Annotated in this window: 16 protein-coding genes; 8 read left to right on the top strand and 8 right to left on the bottom strand. The window is 64.5% G+C overall.

What is annotated here, in order from left to right; all coding sequences use genetic code 11:
* Window positions 1–8: 8 nt before the first annotated feature.
* The 4 genes from AC07YR_RS01020 to AC07YR_RS01035 are packed head-to-tail and all read right to left on the bottom strand — an operon-like array spanning window position 9 to window position 2,047.
* Window positions 9–488 carry a YbaK/EbsC family protein gene (locus AC07YR_RS01020; RefSeq protein ID WP_494732810.1) on the bottom strand — a complete coding sequence of 160 codons (480 nt, stop codon included), beginning with the start codon at window positions 486–488 and terminating at the stop codon, window positions 9–11.
* A 3-nt stretch (window positions 489–491) separates the two neighbouring features.
* A complete protein-coding gene (locus AC07YR_RS01025) occupies window positions 492–1,358 on the bottom strand; it encodes an SURF1 family cytochrome oxidase biogenesis protein (RefSeq protein ID WP_494732811.1) in 867 nt (288 codons plus the stop codon).
* Entirely contained in the window at window positions 1,359–1,619 is a 261-nt protein-coding gene (locus tag AC07YR_RS01030; RefSeq protein WP_055805837.1) for a hypothetical protein, read from the bottom strand.
* Window positions 1,616–2,047: a DUF3099 domain-containing protein gene (locus tag AC07YR_RS01035; RefSeq protein ID WP_436057657.1), complete on the bottom strand. Its 432-nt coding sequence runs from the start codon at window positions 2,045–2,047 to the stop codon at window positions 1,616–1,618. The genes AC07YR_RS01030 and AC07YR_RS01035 overlap by 4 nt, the downstream gene beginning before the upstream one ends.
* Before the next feature lie 140 nt (window positions 2,048–2,187).
* Between AC07YR_RS01035 and fabG the strand changes: the two genes are divergently transcribed.
* Both fabG and AC07YR_RS01045 read left to right on the top strand, forming a co-directional pair.
* Window positions 2,188–2,913, top strand: a complete 726-nt coding sequence (gene fabG, locus AC07YR_RS01040) for a 3-oxoacyl-ACP reductase FabG (protein ID WP_028269270.1) — start codon at window positions 2,188–2,190, stop codon at window positions 2,911–2,913.
* A gap of 153 nt (window positions 2,914–3,066) precedes the next feature.
* Window positions 3,067–3,483 (top strand): Hsp20/alpha crystallin family protein, encoded by a 417-nt coding sequence (locus AC07YR_RS01045; RefSeq protein WP_055805831.1) that lies wholly within the window; start codon window positions 3,067–3,069, stop codon window positions 3,481–3,483.
* A gap of 31 nt (window positions 3,484–3,514) precedes the next feature.
* On the opposite strand, the gene AC07YR_RS01050 is transcribed toward AC07YR_RS01045, so the two are convergent.
* The gene (locus tag AC07YR_RS01050) at window positions 3,515–6,127 is read right to left on the bottom strand and encodes an AMP-binding protein (RefSeq protein ID WP_494732812.1); all 2,613 of its coding nucleotides are present in this window, start codon (window positions 6,125–6,127) and stop codon (window positions 3,515–3,517) included.
* Window positions 6,128–6,261: 134 nt separating this feature from the next.
* The gene (locus AC07YR_RS01055) at window positions 6,262–6,642 is read right to left on the bottom strand and encodes a DUF5655 domain-containing protein (protein ID WP_436057660.1); all 381 of its coding nucleotides are present in this window, start codon (window positions 6,640–6,642) and stop codon (window positions 6,262–6,264) included.
* Window positions 6,643–6,845: 203 nt separating this feature from the next.
* Between AC07YR_RS01055 and AC07YR_RS01060 the strand changes: the two genes are divergently transcribed.
* On the top strand, window positions 6,846–7,607 hold the full coding sequence (locus AC07YR_RS01060) for an SDR family oxidoreductase (RefSeq protein WP_055805828.1): 762 nt from the start codon (window positions 6,846–6,848) through the stop codon (window positions 7,605–7,607).
* A gap of 105 nt (window positions 7,608–7,712) precedes the next feature.
* On the opposite strand, the gene serB is transcribed toward AC07YR_RS01060, so the two are convergent.
* Window positions 7,713–8,606 (bottom strand): phosphoserine phosphatase SerB, encoded by an 894-nt coding sequence (gene serB, locus AC07YR_RS01065; RefSeq protein ID WP_494732813.1) that lies wholly within the window; start codon window positions 8,604–8,606, stop codon window positions 7,713–7,715.
* A 122-nt stretch (window positions 8,607–8,728) separates the two neighbouring features.
* Between serB and AC07YR_RS01070 the strand changes: the two genes are divergently transcribed.
* From AC07YR_RS01070 to lplAB, 5 genes are all read left to right on the top strand, one after another.
* Complete coding sequence (locus AC07YR_RS01070) at window positions 8,729–9,514, top strand: ABC transporter ATP-binding protein (RefSeq protein ID WP_055805822.1); 786 nt, start codon at window positions 8,729–8,731, stop codon at window positions 9,512–9,514.
* A gap of 18 nt (window positions 9,515–9,532) precedes the next feature.
* On the top strand, window positions 9,533–10,318 hold the full coding sequence (locus AC07YR_RS01075; RefSeq protein ID WP_055805819.1) for a sulfite exporter TauE/SafE family protein: 786 nt from the start codon (window positions 9,533–9,535) through the stop codon (window positions 10,316–10,318).
* A 47-nt stretch (window positions 10,319–10,365) separates the two neighbouring features.
* Window positions 10,366–11,175 carry a TrmH family RNA methyltransferase gene (locus AC07YR_RS01080; RefSeq protein ID WP_436057662.1) on the top strand — a complete coding sequence of 270 codons (810 nt, stop codon included), beginning with the start codon at window positions 10,366–10,368 and terminating at the stop codon, window positions 11,173–11,175.
* A gap of 188 nt (window positions 11,176–11,363) precedes the next feature.
* The gene (locus AC07YR_RS01085) at window positions 11,364–11,621 is read left to right on the top strand and encodes a type B 50S ribosomal protein L31 (protein WP_011691973.1); all 258 of its coding nucleotides are present in this window, start codon (window positions 11,364–11,366) and stop codon (window positions 11,619–11,621) included.
* 90 nt (window positions 11,622–11,711) lie between these two features.
* A complete protein-coding gene (gene lplAB, locus AC07YR_RS01090; protein ID WP_494732814.1) occupies window positions 11,712–12,818 on the top strand; it encodes a lipoate-protein ligase LplAB in 1,107 nt (368 codons plus the stop codon).
* Here lplAB and pepN read toward each other — a convergent pair.
* Window positions 12,815–15,424 (bottom strand): aminopeptidase N, encoded by a 2,610-nt coding sequence (pepN, locus tag AC07YR_RS01095; RefSeq protein WP_494732815.1) that lies wholly within the window; start codon window positions 15,422–15,424, stop codon window positions 12,815–12,817. The genes lplAB and pepN overlap by 4 nt on opposite strands.
* Window positions 15,425–15,494 lie beyond the last annotated feature (70 nt).

Consider the following 15,494-nt stretch of genomic DNA (forward strand, 5'->3'; position numbering starts at 1 on the left):
ATCCCTGCTTAGCGGACGGCCATTTCTTCTGCGCCGGTGATCTTCTGTAGCTCGTCGTAGGTGATGCTGAACATCGAGTTGTGGTCGCCGGCTCCTGCCCAGAGGACGTTGTGCGTCTTGAGGGAGGTGTCCAGGAGGGTCTTGATCTTCTCCGGGTGGCCTACCGGGGCTACTCCTCCCACTTCCTGCCCCGTGTGCTGCAGGACGAACTCGGGGGAGGCCCGGCGGATCTTGCCCGTGCCCAGTTGCTCGGCGACCTTGCGGACGTCCACCCTGGCGGCGCCGCTGGCCAGAATGAGCAGCGGCGCGCCGTCGACGTCGAACACCAGGCTGTTGGTGATCGCCGCGAGGTCGCAGCCCAGCGTGGCGGCGGCAGCTGCGGCCGTCGGGACTTTTGAGTCGAACACCGTCACGGTGTCGTCGGCGCCCAGCGCGGTCAGGGTGCGCTTGACGTTGGCCACCGGTTCGGGAATGCTGTCGAAACTCATCGGTCAGTACCCCTGGGCGTCCAGGATCGCGTCTTCCTCTTCCTCCGCCGTCGGATTCTTTCGCTTGCGGGGTGCAGGGCGACGCCGGTTCGCGGCCATGGCGTACTCGGGTGTACCGTCCTCGGCTGCGTCCTGCGCGTCAATCTCCGCATTGCGTGCCTGCTGACGCGCCGCGTAGCCGAAGCCAATAAACATCAGCACGCCGAAAGCGAACCACTGCAGCGAATAGGACAGGTGTGTTCCTTCTTCCACGGAGGGCTTCGGGAAGGGGGACGGCATGGTGGAGACGGCCGGTGTTTCGGAGGCCAGCTGCCCGTAGGCGCCGGTTAGCACCGGGTATCCTAGCTGGGCGGCGTAGGCCGGAAGATCGATGGAGGCAAGCTGACCGTCGGGAGCGCCGCGCTGAAGCTCCGGCTCACCGGGTTTCAGGCGGACCACCACGGTGACATCGCCCGACGGCGGTTCCGGAACGGAATCAGGGCGTCCTGGAGTGTTGTTCCCGATTGGGAGCCAGCCGCGGTCCACAACAACCGTCTGTCCGGTACTGAGCCTGAAGGGGACCACCACTTCGTAGCCGGGCTGGCCGTTGAGCGGGCGGTTCCGCACCACTCGCTGGCCGCCGACGTCGTAACGGCCCTTCAGCTCCACCTGGGTCCACTCTTTGTCGGCGTCCAGCCGGGAGAACTGTGCTTCGGCAGCTGCGAAGGGCAGGGGAGTGGCCGAGTAGTTCGACGTGACCCTGTTGATCTCCGCCAGGGTCTCCGCCCTGCGGTCCATCTGCCAGCGGCCCAGGAACACGCAGGCAGTGGCAAAAATCGCAGCCAGCAAGAGGTAACCCAGCCATTTGCTGGAGAAGAGGAAGCGGTACATTCAGCTGTCCGTGCCTGAAACAGCGGCAAGATCCAGCGGCAGGGTCTCTTTCCAGAGGCCGCGGGTCTGCAGGTAATCTTCCAGCCACAGCCGGTGCTCCTCGCAAGCCAGCCAGACTTTGCGGCGTTCGGGCGAGTGGATCTTCGGGTTGTTCCACAGCAGCTGCCAGGCGGCGCCGGTCCGGCAGGCCTTCCTCGAGCACATGGGTGCAGCCGTTTCCGCAGGCCCGGCGGCGCCGCCGGCAAGGTCAAAAATGTTCATGAAGCTGCCCGTTCCTGGCCGTCGTTATCGTCTTCGTCCTCGATGAGTTCGCCCTGGAGTACCGTGGGGCCTTCGTCCGCGACGGCGGCCGGGAATTCCGGTGCTTCGAGCTCTGCCAGCGGGGCAGCGTCAAGCAGGTGGTCGCTGTGAATTTCTGCTTTGTCGCTCCCGTTGGCGATGACCACGGCAATCCACGGCAGGAATACTGCCCCGGCAATCGGGAGGACTTTGAACCAGCCATCGACAACAAACACCAGGATCAGGCACACCATGCGGATGCCCATCGCCACGGCATACTTGATCATCCGCACGCGCATCTCTTCTGAATGGGCGCTGGCGGCATCCGTGATGCTGTGAACCTCGGCGTCACCGGAGACGGCGTCCGGTTCACCGGACATCGAAGGTCCGGGTCGTTTTGCAAGTGTCACGGCTGTTTCATCACGCTCCCAAGGCTTAATCCAATTCTCTCACCCTCACCAGTGCCGCCCAAACGGAGGCTAAGATCGGAGGCAGTAAAAATCCCGCCCCTCACCGCGGTGCCCCATGCCGCAGAATCCCGGAGCAAACTATGACTGAAGTAGCATCGACCGGCCGCAGCGTCCTGATCACCGGCGGAAACCGCGGCATCGGACTGGCCATTGCCGAGGCCTTCCTGGCCAACGGTGACAAAGTTGCCGTGACCTATCGCAGCGAGTCTGCACTCCCGGAGGGAATCCTGGGCGTCAAGGCCGACGTCACGGATGAGGCGTCAGTGGACGCCGCGTTCGCCACGGTTGAGGCTGCGCACGGCCCGGTCGAGGTGCTGGTGGCCAACGCGGGAATCACCAAGGACACGCTGCTGATGCGCATGAGTGAAGACGACTTCACCTCGGTCATCGACACCAACCTGACCGGCGCCTTCCGCGTCATCAAGCGCGCTTCCAAGGGCATGATCCGCATGCGCAAAGGCCGGGTTGTGCTGATTTCCTCTGTTTCCGGGCTTTACGGCGCTCCCGGCCAGATCAACTACTCCGCCTCCAAAGCCGGACTGGTGGGAATTGCCCGCTCGCTGACCCGCGAACTCGGCGGCCGCGGCATTACGGCCAACGTTGTGGCGCCGGGATTCATCAACACTGATATGACGGCGGAACTGCCGGAGGCCACCCAGAAGGACTACCTGTCCAAGGTGCCGGCGGGACGTTTCGCCGAAGCCGCTGAAGTGGCGAACGTGGTGCGGTGGATCTCCAGTGATGAAGCGTCCTACATCTCGGGTGCCGTTATCCCCGTTGACGGCGGCCTGGGCATGGGCCACTGACCTTTCGCACCCTCCCGGCGCTGCGCCGAACCCCTGGCCATGAGGGGACCTTCTGCCCATTACACCCCGCTCCTGCGGGTGTGTAATGGGCATATCGGTCGTGACCATTCCCGGCCGGCCACAATCTGCAGCGAACAACACTAGGGAGCTATCATGGCCGATCTCAACAAGTGGACGCCGTCGGACGTTCTGGACCCGATCCGGCGGTTCCTTGAAGGAGACCTGACGATGCCGTCCATGCGCGTGGAACAGTTCATGGACGGAAACGCGCTCGTGGTGAGGGCGGAACTGCCTGGCATTGATCCCGAGAAGGACGTGGACGTCTCCGTGGCCGACGGTATGCTCCACATCAAAGCGGAGCGCGAGGAGAAATCCGAACACAAGAGCAAGAGCGGCTATCGCTCGGAGTTTCGTTACGGCTCATTCTCTCGGAGTGTCTCGCTGCCGCCCGGCGCCCGGGAGGAAGACGTGACGGCCTCCTACAACGACGGGGTCCTGGAAGTCCGCGCGCCGGCGAGCGAGCAAGCTCCGGCAACCGGGACGCGCAAGATTCAGATCAACCACAGCTGAGGAGGGGCCGCGGCTTCCGTTGCGGCCCGGCCTAATGGGTGTAACCGGGCTGACGGCGACCGTAGCCGATCGCACGTCTCAGCAGCCGGGGTATGTGGCTGCATACAGACCAGTAAGCCACACCTGCGCAGAGCGAGGCGGCCACTGCCAGTGCCTGGCTAACTTCTGAAATTGGCGGATAGACCAGCCAATGGACGAGGTAGATATACAGCGAGGAGCTTGCCAGCAGACCGGTGAGCCGTTGAAGTCCGCGCGGTACGGGGATGCTGGGCAGCCACATCAGCACGAGGATTCCGGCGAGGAGGGTCATTTCCCGGACCGGGTTGTCGAAGAATCCGGGAATGCTGAGTACCGCGATAGCCGACGCCGTGCAGCGGTGGGCCCAGGTCCTGGATCGGGCCACGGCCCATCCCAGGGCGAAGAGCCACAAGGCCGGCGCCGTGTGCGGGACTCCGGGATCGACCAGGTCGTAGCGGGTTGTGAGCCCTGCCGCCAGGAGGGTAAGCGGAAAGAGAAGCGGAAAACGCCTTTCCGCTTTGTCGACCCAGGGGATGGCGAGCAGCGCCGTCATCCCCAGCAGCACATATACGAGGACTTCGACAAACCAGAAATGCCATTGGGTGGTTACTTCCTCAGGCCCGATGACTGCGTTGAGCAGGACGATATTTGCCAGGCTATAGCGGTCTGTCAACAGGTAAGCAACCGTGATGAAGGCCATGCTGGGGATCACCACGCGGGAGAGGCTCCCGAGTTGCCGCTTCAATCGGGGAACGCGATCTCCGGTCAACTGGAAGCGGGCAAAATTGAATCCCGCGACGGCCATCAGCACGTGTGCCATACCCGGCCAGCTGAACAGTCCGACATGCGTACCGGTGATCAGAATGATCGCAACCGCACGGAGCACAATGCTCGTATCAGTCGGGGCGAACCAGCGCCTTCGTGCGGGATGATGCGGAGTCCGGGCCTGCGGTTCCAAATCCCGGACTGGTGTCACATGCCAGTCAGGCGGAAGGTGCCCGAGCATCTGTTCGAGTCGCACAGACGCCGCCACGTAGGACAGTGAGTCTCCACCAAGTGAGACGAACGTGTCGCCGTCGGTCACGTCCGTCCGCTCGAGTGTGGCTTCGAAGATTTTCCTGACGCTGTCCCGCCCGGTGCCGGTATCCTCGACGGAGGCAATTGACGGCTCCACTGGCACGCGGTTGTGCTGCGGGAGGGCCAGGATTCCCTGATAGTCCACCTTGCCCGAAGCCAGGCGCGGAATCTCCGGCACGCCGTAGACTTCCAGCGCCGCCCGCGGCAGGCCTATGCCCTGTGCCAGGACCTTGGCCACGAGTTGCAGATCGTTGGAGCCTTTGACAGCGACGACGAGTCCTTCGTCCGTGCCGGCACAGGCAGCTTCCATGCCGAGGTCCGCAAGGATGCGTTCGACCTGCCCGAGGTCGACGCGGAGCCCGACGATCTTCACGAACCGGCTGCGCCGGCCGACAACCTCGTACAGGCCCGAGGAATCCGTTCTGGCCAGATCGCCGGTGCGGAGCTCGCGGACGGTCCGGCCCAGCGCGAGATCCTCAGGGCTCTGCGCGTACCCGAGCATCACATTCGGGCCGGTGTAGACAAGTTCGCCGTCCTCCAGCCCGGGAACGGGGTCGATGCGGAAGGTGCCGCCCGGGACGGGAAATCCGATTGCGCCGGGGCGGCTGGCCGCCAGGCGTGGAGGAAGGTAAGCCATCCGGGCGGTGGCCTCCGTCTGCCCATACATCACGAAGAGGTCCCACCCGCGCCGCCGGCCGTGTTCGGCGTAGCATGCCACCATATCGGGCGCCAGCCTGCCGCCTGCCTGCGTGATGTAGCGGAGGCTGGGCAATTCCATGTCGGCGAACCCCACGCGGTCGAGGAGTTCGAAAGTGTAAGGGACCGCAGCGAACGATGTGACGCGATGCCGACGGAACAGCTCCCAGAAGCAGGTGTCCACAACAGAAAGGTCAGTCAGGACAAGGCTGGCTCCGCGCAGCAGGTAGCTGTTGATCACGGACAGTCCGTAGCAGTAGGACATGGGCAGCGTTGTTATCGCACGGTCGTCCTCTCCGATGCCGAGGTAGTCGGCAATGGACTCGGCGTTGGATTGGAGGTTGGCGTGGGAAAGCCGGACCAGTTTAGGGGATCCCGTGGAGCCCGACGTGCTCAACAGCAGCGCGAGGTCGGGGTGCAACTGGTGCCGGGTTACTTCCCGTCGCTCTTCCAGCAGGTTCTGTCCGTCGGCTCCGGATCTCAGGATGACGTCGGGGTCGTAGGCGGCCACGAGCGAGTCGAAGGCAGCAGGTTTGTCTTCCGGGAGAAGGATCAGCGGATGGCCGCCCGCCAACGCCGCGAGGTACCCGACGACGGAGGCAACGTCGTTGCCGGCAGTAAGGGCCACGAGCCGCCGCGCGGTTCCCAGCCGGAGCCGCAAAGCCTCGACGCGTTCTGCGAGCTCCTGGTAAGTGAGGACGAGCTCTGCCGTAACGATCGCCGGCCGTTCACCTCGGCTGGCTAGATCAGCAGCGAAGGGCACCCGCGCAACGTCGGGTTGAATACTCAGGGAGGCAAGAACGTCGGCGTCGGCCGGATATGCGCCAGTGCGCCGGCTGTGGATGAGGACCATGGATTTCCTAGGTGATTTAGGCTTACCTAACTCCGAAACTGTACAGCCCCGGGGGAGTAATTAAGAAACTAAAATATGCCCTATTTCTCCAGACCCTTGGCTAAAGCTGGCCGCACCAACGGCAGGAGCGGGGTTCAGCCCGCTTCCCTGCGTGCTTCGCCAAGCCAGCCCGCCACTTCGTCGTCGAGGTCGGCCCGGGAGCGCAGCTCCAGGTGATGCATCCACACGCCGGGGGCCGGGCTGATCACTTCCTTGAACCGGGCCGAATCGATGCGTCGCGGCAAAGCTATCGACAGAACTGCGGGCACGTCCGACCTGATGTACCTGGCCGGCCACCACATGTAGGCAAATCCGCGGTGTCCGCGGAACGCCACCTGGCTTTTGGTGGCGTTCATGGTCGACGGCGGGTACGCGGCCAGGATGCCCTCCACCTGCCGCAGTAACTCCAGGCCCAGCGGGGAACCGCGGAAGACCTCCTCCGGGGTGGACTCCTCGGCGGCACCGCGGGTCATCATGGCGCGACTTCTGACGGGAGGTCCCTGGCTTTCATGGCGGCGAGCCTACGCCGGCCCGCCGGGGCCCAGCAATGGCATGCGCGGCGCCGCAACTATCCCCGGTCCGCTTCTTTGTTGACGTTGAACAACTGGATTCTTCCCGTCCGCTGGCATGATGGATGGCAGACCGACAGATTTTGGACGTTTGGAACAAAGGAGCTCGAATGGGATTGCTGGACAACAAGACTGCCATTGTGACCGGTTCGTCGAGGGGGATCGGCGCTGATGTTGCCAAGCTCCTCGCTGCCGAAGGTGCCGCCGTCGTGGTGAACTATCGTCAGAAGGCACCGCGTGCCAACAAGGTTGTGGCCGAAATCGAGGCCGCCGGCGGCCGTGCCGCGGCGGTCGGCGCCGACCTGACCACGCAGGAAGGCGTCCAGGCACTGGCCAGCGCCGCCATGGAAAACTTCGGCACGCTCGATGTCCTGGTTCTCAACGCCTCCGGCGGCATGGAATCGGGCATGGAAGAGGGCTACGCCCTGAAGCTGAACCGGGATGCCCAGGTCAACATGCTCAACGCCGCCGTGCCGCTGATGCGGGAAGGCTCCCGCGTGGTGTTTGTCACCAGCCACCAGGCCCACTTCATCGATTCGGTCCCCACCATGCCGGAGTACGAGCCGGTAGCACGCAGCAAGCGGGCCGGCGAGGATGCCCTGCGCGCCCTCATCCCAAACCTTGCCGACAAGGGCATTTCCTTCGTGGTGGTTTCCGGCGACATGATCGAAGGAACCGTGACCGCCACGCTGCTTGACCGCTCCAACCCGGGCGCCATCGAGGCCCGCCGGGCCGAGGCCGGCAAGCTGTATTCCGTCGCCGAGTTCGCCGCGGAAATCGCCAAGATGGTGACTGCCGACGTCGAAACAGGCCACACCGAATACGCCGGCGGTGCCGATTACTTCGGCAAGAGCACCGGCCAGGCCGGCTAGGACCCTAAGCGCCCAGCCCGCCCAGATGGCACGTAGCGGCAATTGTTCCCAGGAACATTGCCGCGGCGTGCCATCTCGCGGTTAATGCCTCAAGCAGCTAATGCCTCAGACCCCGGCGATGTGTCGCACGGCGTCCAGGTAGGGCATGTTGACTACTGCGTCCGCGACTGCGCGCACCGCGGGTTTGGCGTTGAAGGCCACGCCGATTCCGGCGGCACCAAGCATGTCCAGGTCGTTGGCGCCGTCGCCCACGGCGATGGTGTGTTCCATGGGGATGCCCTCGGCGGCAGCCCACTCGCGGAGGTACTTCTCCTTCGCCGCACGGTCGATCACCGCGCCGAGCACTTTGCCCGTCAGCGCGCCGTCGACAATTTCCAGCTCATTGGCGATCCAGTGATCCATCCCGAGGTCCTCCGCGATGGGCTGCAGGATCTGGTTGAAGCCGCCCGAAACGACTGCCACGGCGTGACCTGCCGCTTTGAACGCTGCCACAAGTTCCGCTGCGCCATCACTGAGTTTCACCTCGGCCCGTACGGAATCGACGACGTCGGCCGGCAGCCCGGCGAGGACCGCCACCCGGGCATGCAGGCTCTGGGCGAAGTCGAGCTCGCCGCGCATGGCCGCTTCGGTGACCGCAGTGACTTCCTCCTTCTTCCCGGCGTAGGCGGCCAGCAGCTCGATGACCTCCTGCTGGATCAGCGTGGAATCAACATCCATGATGAGGAACTTGCGGGGTGCCTCCCGGAGGGCGGCCGGGACAATGGCCGTGTCCATCGCGGTGAAGCCGGCGGAAGCCACGGCATGGCGGAGCGCGGCGATCTCGGCAGCGGTGCCGGATTCCACGGAGAAGTCCACTGTGTACGCCTCAAAGCGGTGGTCACCGCCGCGGGATTCTGCGGAGAAGGAAGCGCCTGCCCCGGTCAGCAGGGAACGGAGGTGTTCCAGTTCCGGAGGGGACAATTTGACGCCGTAGCTGACCGCAGTCACGTTCGAACTCATGGCTGCAATCTTAGCCAGCGCACTCGCGGCACCCGAATTCGTTTCGTCCCGCCCTGTTGCAGGCCCCGCGCGTGGTGTATCAGTTATCAGTCGCGCCGTGTTTTGTCCTAGTGTCTACTCCTATGAGTGATGTTCTTGAAATGGCTGCTGTCAGCGTTGTCCGCGGAGCCAAAACGCTCCTCAACAAAGTGGACTGGCAGGTCAAAGAAGGCGAACGCTGGGTAATCCTCGGACCCAACGGCGCGGGCAAGACCACTCTGCTCCAGATTGCGGCGGCACGGCTCCACCCCACAAGCGGGATGGCCGGCATCCTGGAAGAGATGCTGGGGGCTGTTGACGTTTTTGAACTCCGGCCCCGCATCGGCCTGTCCTCGGCTGCCCTTGCCAACCAGATTCCCGAGCAGGAGAAAGTACTCAACGTAGTGGTCACGGCTGCCTACGGAGTGACCGGACGCTGGCGCGAAGGCTACGAGAAGGACGACGAACGCCGTGCGTTCCGGCTGCTGAACGAGTGGGGGATGGGTCCGCTCCTGAACCGTGCGTTCGCGTCCCTGTCCGAAGGCGAAAGGAAGCGGGTCCAGATTGCCCGTGCCCTGATGACTGACCCGGAACTGCTTCTCCTGGACGAGCCCGCGGCAGGGCTGGACCTCGGCGGCCGCGAGGACCTGGTGCACCGCCTCAGTGAACTGGCACGCGACGAGGCTGCCCCGGCGATTGTCCTGGTGACACACCACCTCGAGGAAGTTCCGCCGGGCTTCACCCACGCGATGCTGATGCGCGATGCCAGCGTTGTGGCGGCCGGTCCCATTGCCGAAGTCCTGACCTCCGAGCACCTCAGCGAGACCTTTGGCTTGCCGCTCGACGTCACGGTCAACGCGGGACGCTACGCCGCCACCGCACGCCGCTGACCCGGCGGCCTTCCAAGCGTGGAGTTACTCAACGGCGTCTTCATCTTCTTCGCGGGGCTGTGGGCCGGAACCATCAACAGTGTTGTAGGTTCAGGTACCCTGGTCACCTTCCCCGTTCTCATTGCCCTGGGCATTACCCCGGTAACCGCCTCCATTAGCAATGCCATGGGGCTGGTGGCGGGGAACGCCGCCGGCGCCTGGGGATACCGGAAAGAACTCGCGGGACGCGGCAGGCAATTGCTTCGGCTGTTGCCGGCATCCCTGCTGGGCGGCATCAGCGGGGCCTGGCTGCTGCTGCATCTGCCGGAGAAAGTCTTCCACTACGCCGCACCCGCCCTGATTGTGCTCGCCCTGCTGATGGTAGTCTTCCAGCCCCGGCTCCAGCAGTGGGTGCGCAACCGGGAGGCAAACCCCGAGCACGCGATCAACGACAAGCGCCACGGCGTGCTCCTGATCGTGCTGGTGTATCTGGCCGGTGTCTACGGTGGCTACTTCGTGGCCGCGCAGGGCATCCTCCTGGTCGGCATCTTGGGCGTGTTTATGACCGGAACCATCCAGAACGCCAACGCCATGAAGAACATCCTCGTCCTCGGGGTGAACATCGTGGCGGCGGCGTCCTATTTGCTGTTCGCATTCGGGCGCATCAACTGGCCGGTTGTGGCCATTATCGCGGTGAGCTCCCTGATCGGCGGGATCGTCGGTTCCAAGGTGGGCCGGAGGCTTTCCCCGCCCGTTCTGCGCGGCGTCATCTTCGCGCTGGGCCTCGTCGCCCTGGGGTTCATGATCGCGAACCTGTTCAAATGACCATCACTTGACCCGATGCATCACCCGTCCCGATGAAATGACTTCCAGTGACTTTCCACTACCTCGAATCCGCTGATGATCCCCGGGTGTCCGACTACACCCGGCTGACGGACGTCCACTTGCGCAAGGTCCGGGAACCCGCAGAAGGCATGTACATCGCGGAATCATCGCGCGTGCTCCGGCGCGCCCTGGCTGCAGGTCACCGGCCGCGCTCCTTTTTCCTTGCCGAGAAGTGGCTCGAGGACCTGACCGACGTCTTTGCCCAGTTTCCGGACGTCCCGGTGTTTGTCGGCAGCGCCGCGCTGCTGGAAGACATCACCGGATTCCACCTGCATCGCGGCGCCATGGCGGCCATGCACCGCCCGGAACCTGTGCCGCTGCCCGAACTCCTGGCCGGTGCACGCCGGGTGGCGGTCCTCGAAGACATCGTGGACCACACCAACGTCGGCGCCATCTTCAGGTCGGCGGCCGCCTTGGGCGTGGACGCCGTGCTGGTCTCGCCACGGTGCGGGGACCCCCTTTACCGGCGCAGTGTCCGCGTGAGCATGGGTACCGTGTTCCAGGTTCCGTGGGCGCGCCTGGAGTCGTGGCCGGGCGATCTTAGCGTCCTCCGGGAGCAGGGTTTCACGGTGGCGGCCATGGAACTCACGGGAGACGCCGTGGACCTCGACGAACTGGCCGCCCGCAACCCGGACAAGCTCGCGCTAGTGCTGGGCACCGAAGGAGCAGGCATGAGCCCGGAGACGCTCGCCGCCGTGGACCTCGCCGTCAAGATTCCCATGCGGGCGGGAGTCGATTCGCTCAACGTCGCGGCGGCCTCCGCCGTCGCTTTCTGGGAACTCCGCCCGAAGGGCTGACCCCGCCCGCCGGACTGCCCGGTTCGCGCCCCTCTGATTCGTGCCGAAACCGTGTTTAGGCTAGGATTGAGTGTTGGTCCGGACACCCGGTGTTTGCATGGCTTTTAGCAACCACCGTTGCCCCGCACCCTCATCCCATTCATACCTGGCAGCTGGCAAAATCCAGTTGTGCGAACGAAGGTCCAATTATGAAGTCTAATACTCACCCGAAGTACGAAGCTGTTGTTTTCAACGACCTGGCTTCCGGCGTCAAGTTCCTGACCAAGTCGACTGTGTCTTCCAAGAAGACCATCGAATGGGAAGACGGAAACACCTACCCGGTCATCGACGTCGAAATCTCCTCCGAGTCCCACCCGTTCTACACGGGCAAGCAGCGCATCATGGACTCCGCAGGCCGCGTCGAGCGCTTCAACGCTCGCTTCAAGGGCTTCGGCGGCAAGAAGTAATAACTTCTCCCCAAGGCAGTTGGAAAAGCCCGCATCTTTCGGAATTCCGGAAGATGCGGGCTTTTGCGTTGGTGGGGCAGGATGGGATGCATGACATTCCCTCCTTTTGAGACCGGTCCGGCGGACGGCACGGACGACGGCGGCCGGCGCCACGGTGAGTACAAGGTCCCGGGCGGCAAGCTCGTTGTGGTGGATTTCGACGTCGTCGGGGGCCGCCTCGCGCACGTTTCCGTCAGCGGTGACTTCTTCCTGGAACCCGATGAAGCGCTGCTGGACATTAACCGCGCCCTGACTGGGTTATCGGAAACAACTGCAGCCGCGGACATCTCCGCCGCCGTGGCCGCCGGCCTCCCCGAAGACGCCGTGCTCTTCGGCTTTTCGGCCGACGCCGTGTCGATCGCTGTCCGCAGGGCCCTCGCGAAGGCGACCGGCTGGGCAGACCACCACTGGAATGTCATCGCGCCCTCGGTCCTGCCGACGCACATCAACGTTGCCCTGGACGAAGTGCTCACCGAGGAAGTGGGGGCAGGGCGCCGTAACCCGACCCTCCGGTTCTGGGACTGGGAGGAACCGTCCGTTGTGATCGGCAGTTTCCAGTCGGTCCGCAACGAGGTCCATCCCGACGGCGTGGCACGCCACGGCATCAGCGTGGTCCGGCGGATCAGCGGCGGGGGAGCCATGTTCATGGAAGCGGGCAACTGCATCACCTACTCGCTGTACCTGCCCCAGACCCTTGTGGACGGCATCAGCTTCGCCGACTCCTACGCTTTCCTGGACGCCTGGGTCATGGCTGCACTGGAGAAACTGGGCATCAGTGCCTTCTACGTCCCCCTCAACGACATTGCCACGGAGCAGGGGAAGATCGGCGGTGCCGCCCAGAAGCGCCTGGCCAACGGCGGCATGCTGCACCACGTCACCATGAGCTACGACATCGACGCCGACAAAATGGTGGAGGTCCTCCGGATCGGCAAGGAAAAACTCTCGGACAAAGGCACCGCCAGTGCCAAAAAGCGCGTCGATCCGCTGCGCCGCCAGACCGGCCTGGCCCGAACGGAAATTGTTGAGGCCATGATCGATGTGTTCAGCGGCCGCTACGGGGCCACACCATCAGTCCTGACTGACGGAGAACTGGCCGCCGCCCGTGATCGCGTGGCGGCGAAATTCGGCACCTCGGAATGGCTGCACCGGGTGCCTTAGCCCCGTCCGCGAGCCTGTGCTGTGAGGGAACGGTGCAGGTGGCTCCGCTGCTCGATGACGATGCGGCGAAGCGCCCGTGGAGCCTCCGGGTGCCCGGCCAGCCAGTCGTCCGTCCGGACGATCACGGCGTGGGTGTCCGGACTGCTGCCGTCCAAATCCTGGCCCGCCGGATAGAGCCCCCGGACAATCCGGCTGGCGATCTCGATGCTGCGCTCCGCCCAGACGTTCTCCAGGCACTCGAAGTACGGTTCCACAAACGGGTCCAGCAGGCCGTCCGGTGCCGTGTTGAAACCGGCAATCGTGGCGCTGAGCAGCTGGTTGGAGAGAGTGCTGCCTTTGACGGCGGCATCCCAGGCTGCGGCTTTGACGGCCGCCTCGGGGCGGGCGGCCAGCGCCGTGGCGTGGCCCGCGCGGCCCGAAGCCGTGGTGTCACGGGAAAGTTCGGCGTCCAGTTCAGCTTCCGTTGCCTGTCCGTTGGCCGCCAGGGCATGCCACAGGCTCCAGCGGAGCTCCGGGTCCACGGCAAGGCCCTCGACGACGGTTGTGCCGTCCAGGATCCCCCTCACGAGGTCCAACCGGCCTGCTGACTGCCTGCTCGTGGCGGCGAGGGTCCTTGCCCAGGCAAGCTGGTGGTCCGAACCCGGCCGGGCTGCGCCAAGTTCCCGGGCAGCCACGTCCAGGAAGCGGTTGCGAACCGAGTCCCGCACGGAAACCGGGACATAGCGGTCGACGGCGGTCGAAGCGTTGCCCAACACGTTGAGCAGGACGCCGATTCCGTTTTCAGCGGCGCCGAATTTCTCCACGGCCGCAACGTAGCTGTCCGCCGGTGCCATACCGTCGCGGGCTGCATCCCAGAGCGCTGTCCAGCAGAGCGCCCGCGCCATCGGGTCCTGCAGGGCACCGAGGGACGTCCGCGCGGTGGCTTCCGATCGGGGATCGAAGCGGACCTTCACATAGCTGAGGTCGTCGTCGTTGACCAGGAGGAGGGCGGGCACAGGCTTGCCCGCCAGTTCCGGGACCACCGTGCTCTGGCCGGTCAGGTCGGTCTCCACGCTGTCCGTGCGGACCAGCAACCCGTCGGCGTCGAAATCGTACAGCCCGACCCGTAGACGGTGCGGCCGCAGTTCCTGCTGTCCGGTGACCGGGTCCACTGCCTCCTGGACGAGGGACACCCTGCCCAGCACGCCGTCGTGCTCTTCGATTTCTGCCGTGACGGTGGAGATCCCTGAAGTCTGCAGCCACTGGCGGGCCCATGCTGCGAGGTCCCGGCCGGACGCCTCGCCAAGCGCGGCCAGCAGGTCCGCCAGGGTGGTGTTGCCGTACTCGTGGTCCCGGAAATACCGGCGCGAGCCGGCGATGAACGCCTCAAAGCCGACGTAGGCCACCAGCTGCTTCAGCACGGACGCGCCCTTGGCGTAGGTGATGCCGTCGAAGTTCTGCTTGGCCGCCTCGAGGTCGGGAATGTCGGCCACGATCGGGTGGGTGGTGGGCAGCTGGTCCTGGACGTAGGCCCACGCCTTGCGGTTATTGGCGAAGTTCACCCAGGCCGTGTCCCAGTCCGTGGCGCGGTCCACGCCCAGGGTGCCCATGTAGTCGGCGAAGGACTCTTTGAGCCAGAGATCGTTCCACCACTGCATGGTTACGAGGTCGCCGAACCACATGTGTGCCATTTCGTGCATCAGGGTGTTGGCGCGTGCCTGGTACTGGGAATCGGCGGCCCGGGACGTAAAGACATAGTTTTCGGTGAAGGTGACCAGCCCGGGGTTCTCCATGGCACCGAGGTTGTATTCGGGCACGAACGCCTGGTCGTACTTGCCCCAGGGGTAGGGGTAGTCGAAGAGGTTGTTGAAGAATCCGAGACCCTGCTTGGTGAGCTGGAACAGGTGCCCGGTATCGAAGGATCCTGCCATGGAATTGCGGCAGTAGAGCGCCAGCGGGATTTCCAGCGCAGTGCCGTCCTCCAGGGTTCCGCTCCAGTGGTCCTCAGCCTTGAAGTAAGGCCCTGCCAGCACCGTAGTGATGTAGGTGGACATTCGCCGCGTCGGTGCGAAGTCCCAGCGGCTCGTTGCGGGATCGCTGGTCAGCTGCGTGCGGTTTGCCTCGGCGCCGTTCGAAGCGACCTGCCAGTCGGAGGGAGCCATCACATGGAACGTGAACTCCGCCTTGAGGTCGGGCTGTTCAAAGTTGGCGAACACCCGCCGGGCATCAGCCGGCTCGTACTGCGTGTAGAGGTAGCACTGGCCGTCGGCGGGGTCGAAGAAGCGGTGCATGCCTTCCCCTGATGTGCTGTACAGCGCGGTCCCGGTGACGGTGACCTGGTTTTCGGCCCGCAGGTTGTCGAGCCGGATACGGGATCCGTCCACGACGTCGGCGACGGCCAGCCCCTTCCCGTTCAGGAACACGCTGTGCACGTCGCTGCTGATGAAGTCCAGGAATGTGGAGCCGCCGGGTTCCCGGGCGGAGAAGTTGATAACGCTGCGGCTGGTGTAGCCGGTAACCTCCGGATCCAGCGCCGTGCGGACGTCGAGCGAAACGTCGTAGCTATGGGTGGTGATCAGGGCTGAGCGATTAGCCGCTTCATCGCGTTGCAGGTTCTCATTCGACACCAAGCTATTGAATCATGGCGCAAGCCGGATCACCGGTGCCGCAGTTCCGGTGCCGTTGTCCGGGTGGGAC

It is taken from the genome of Arthrobacter sp. GW460-12-1-14-TSB2, assembly GCF_059423525.1.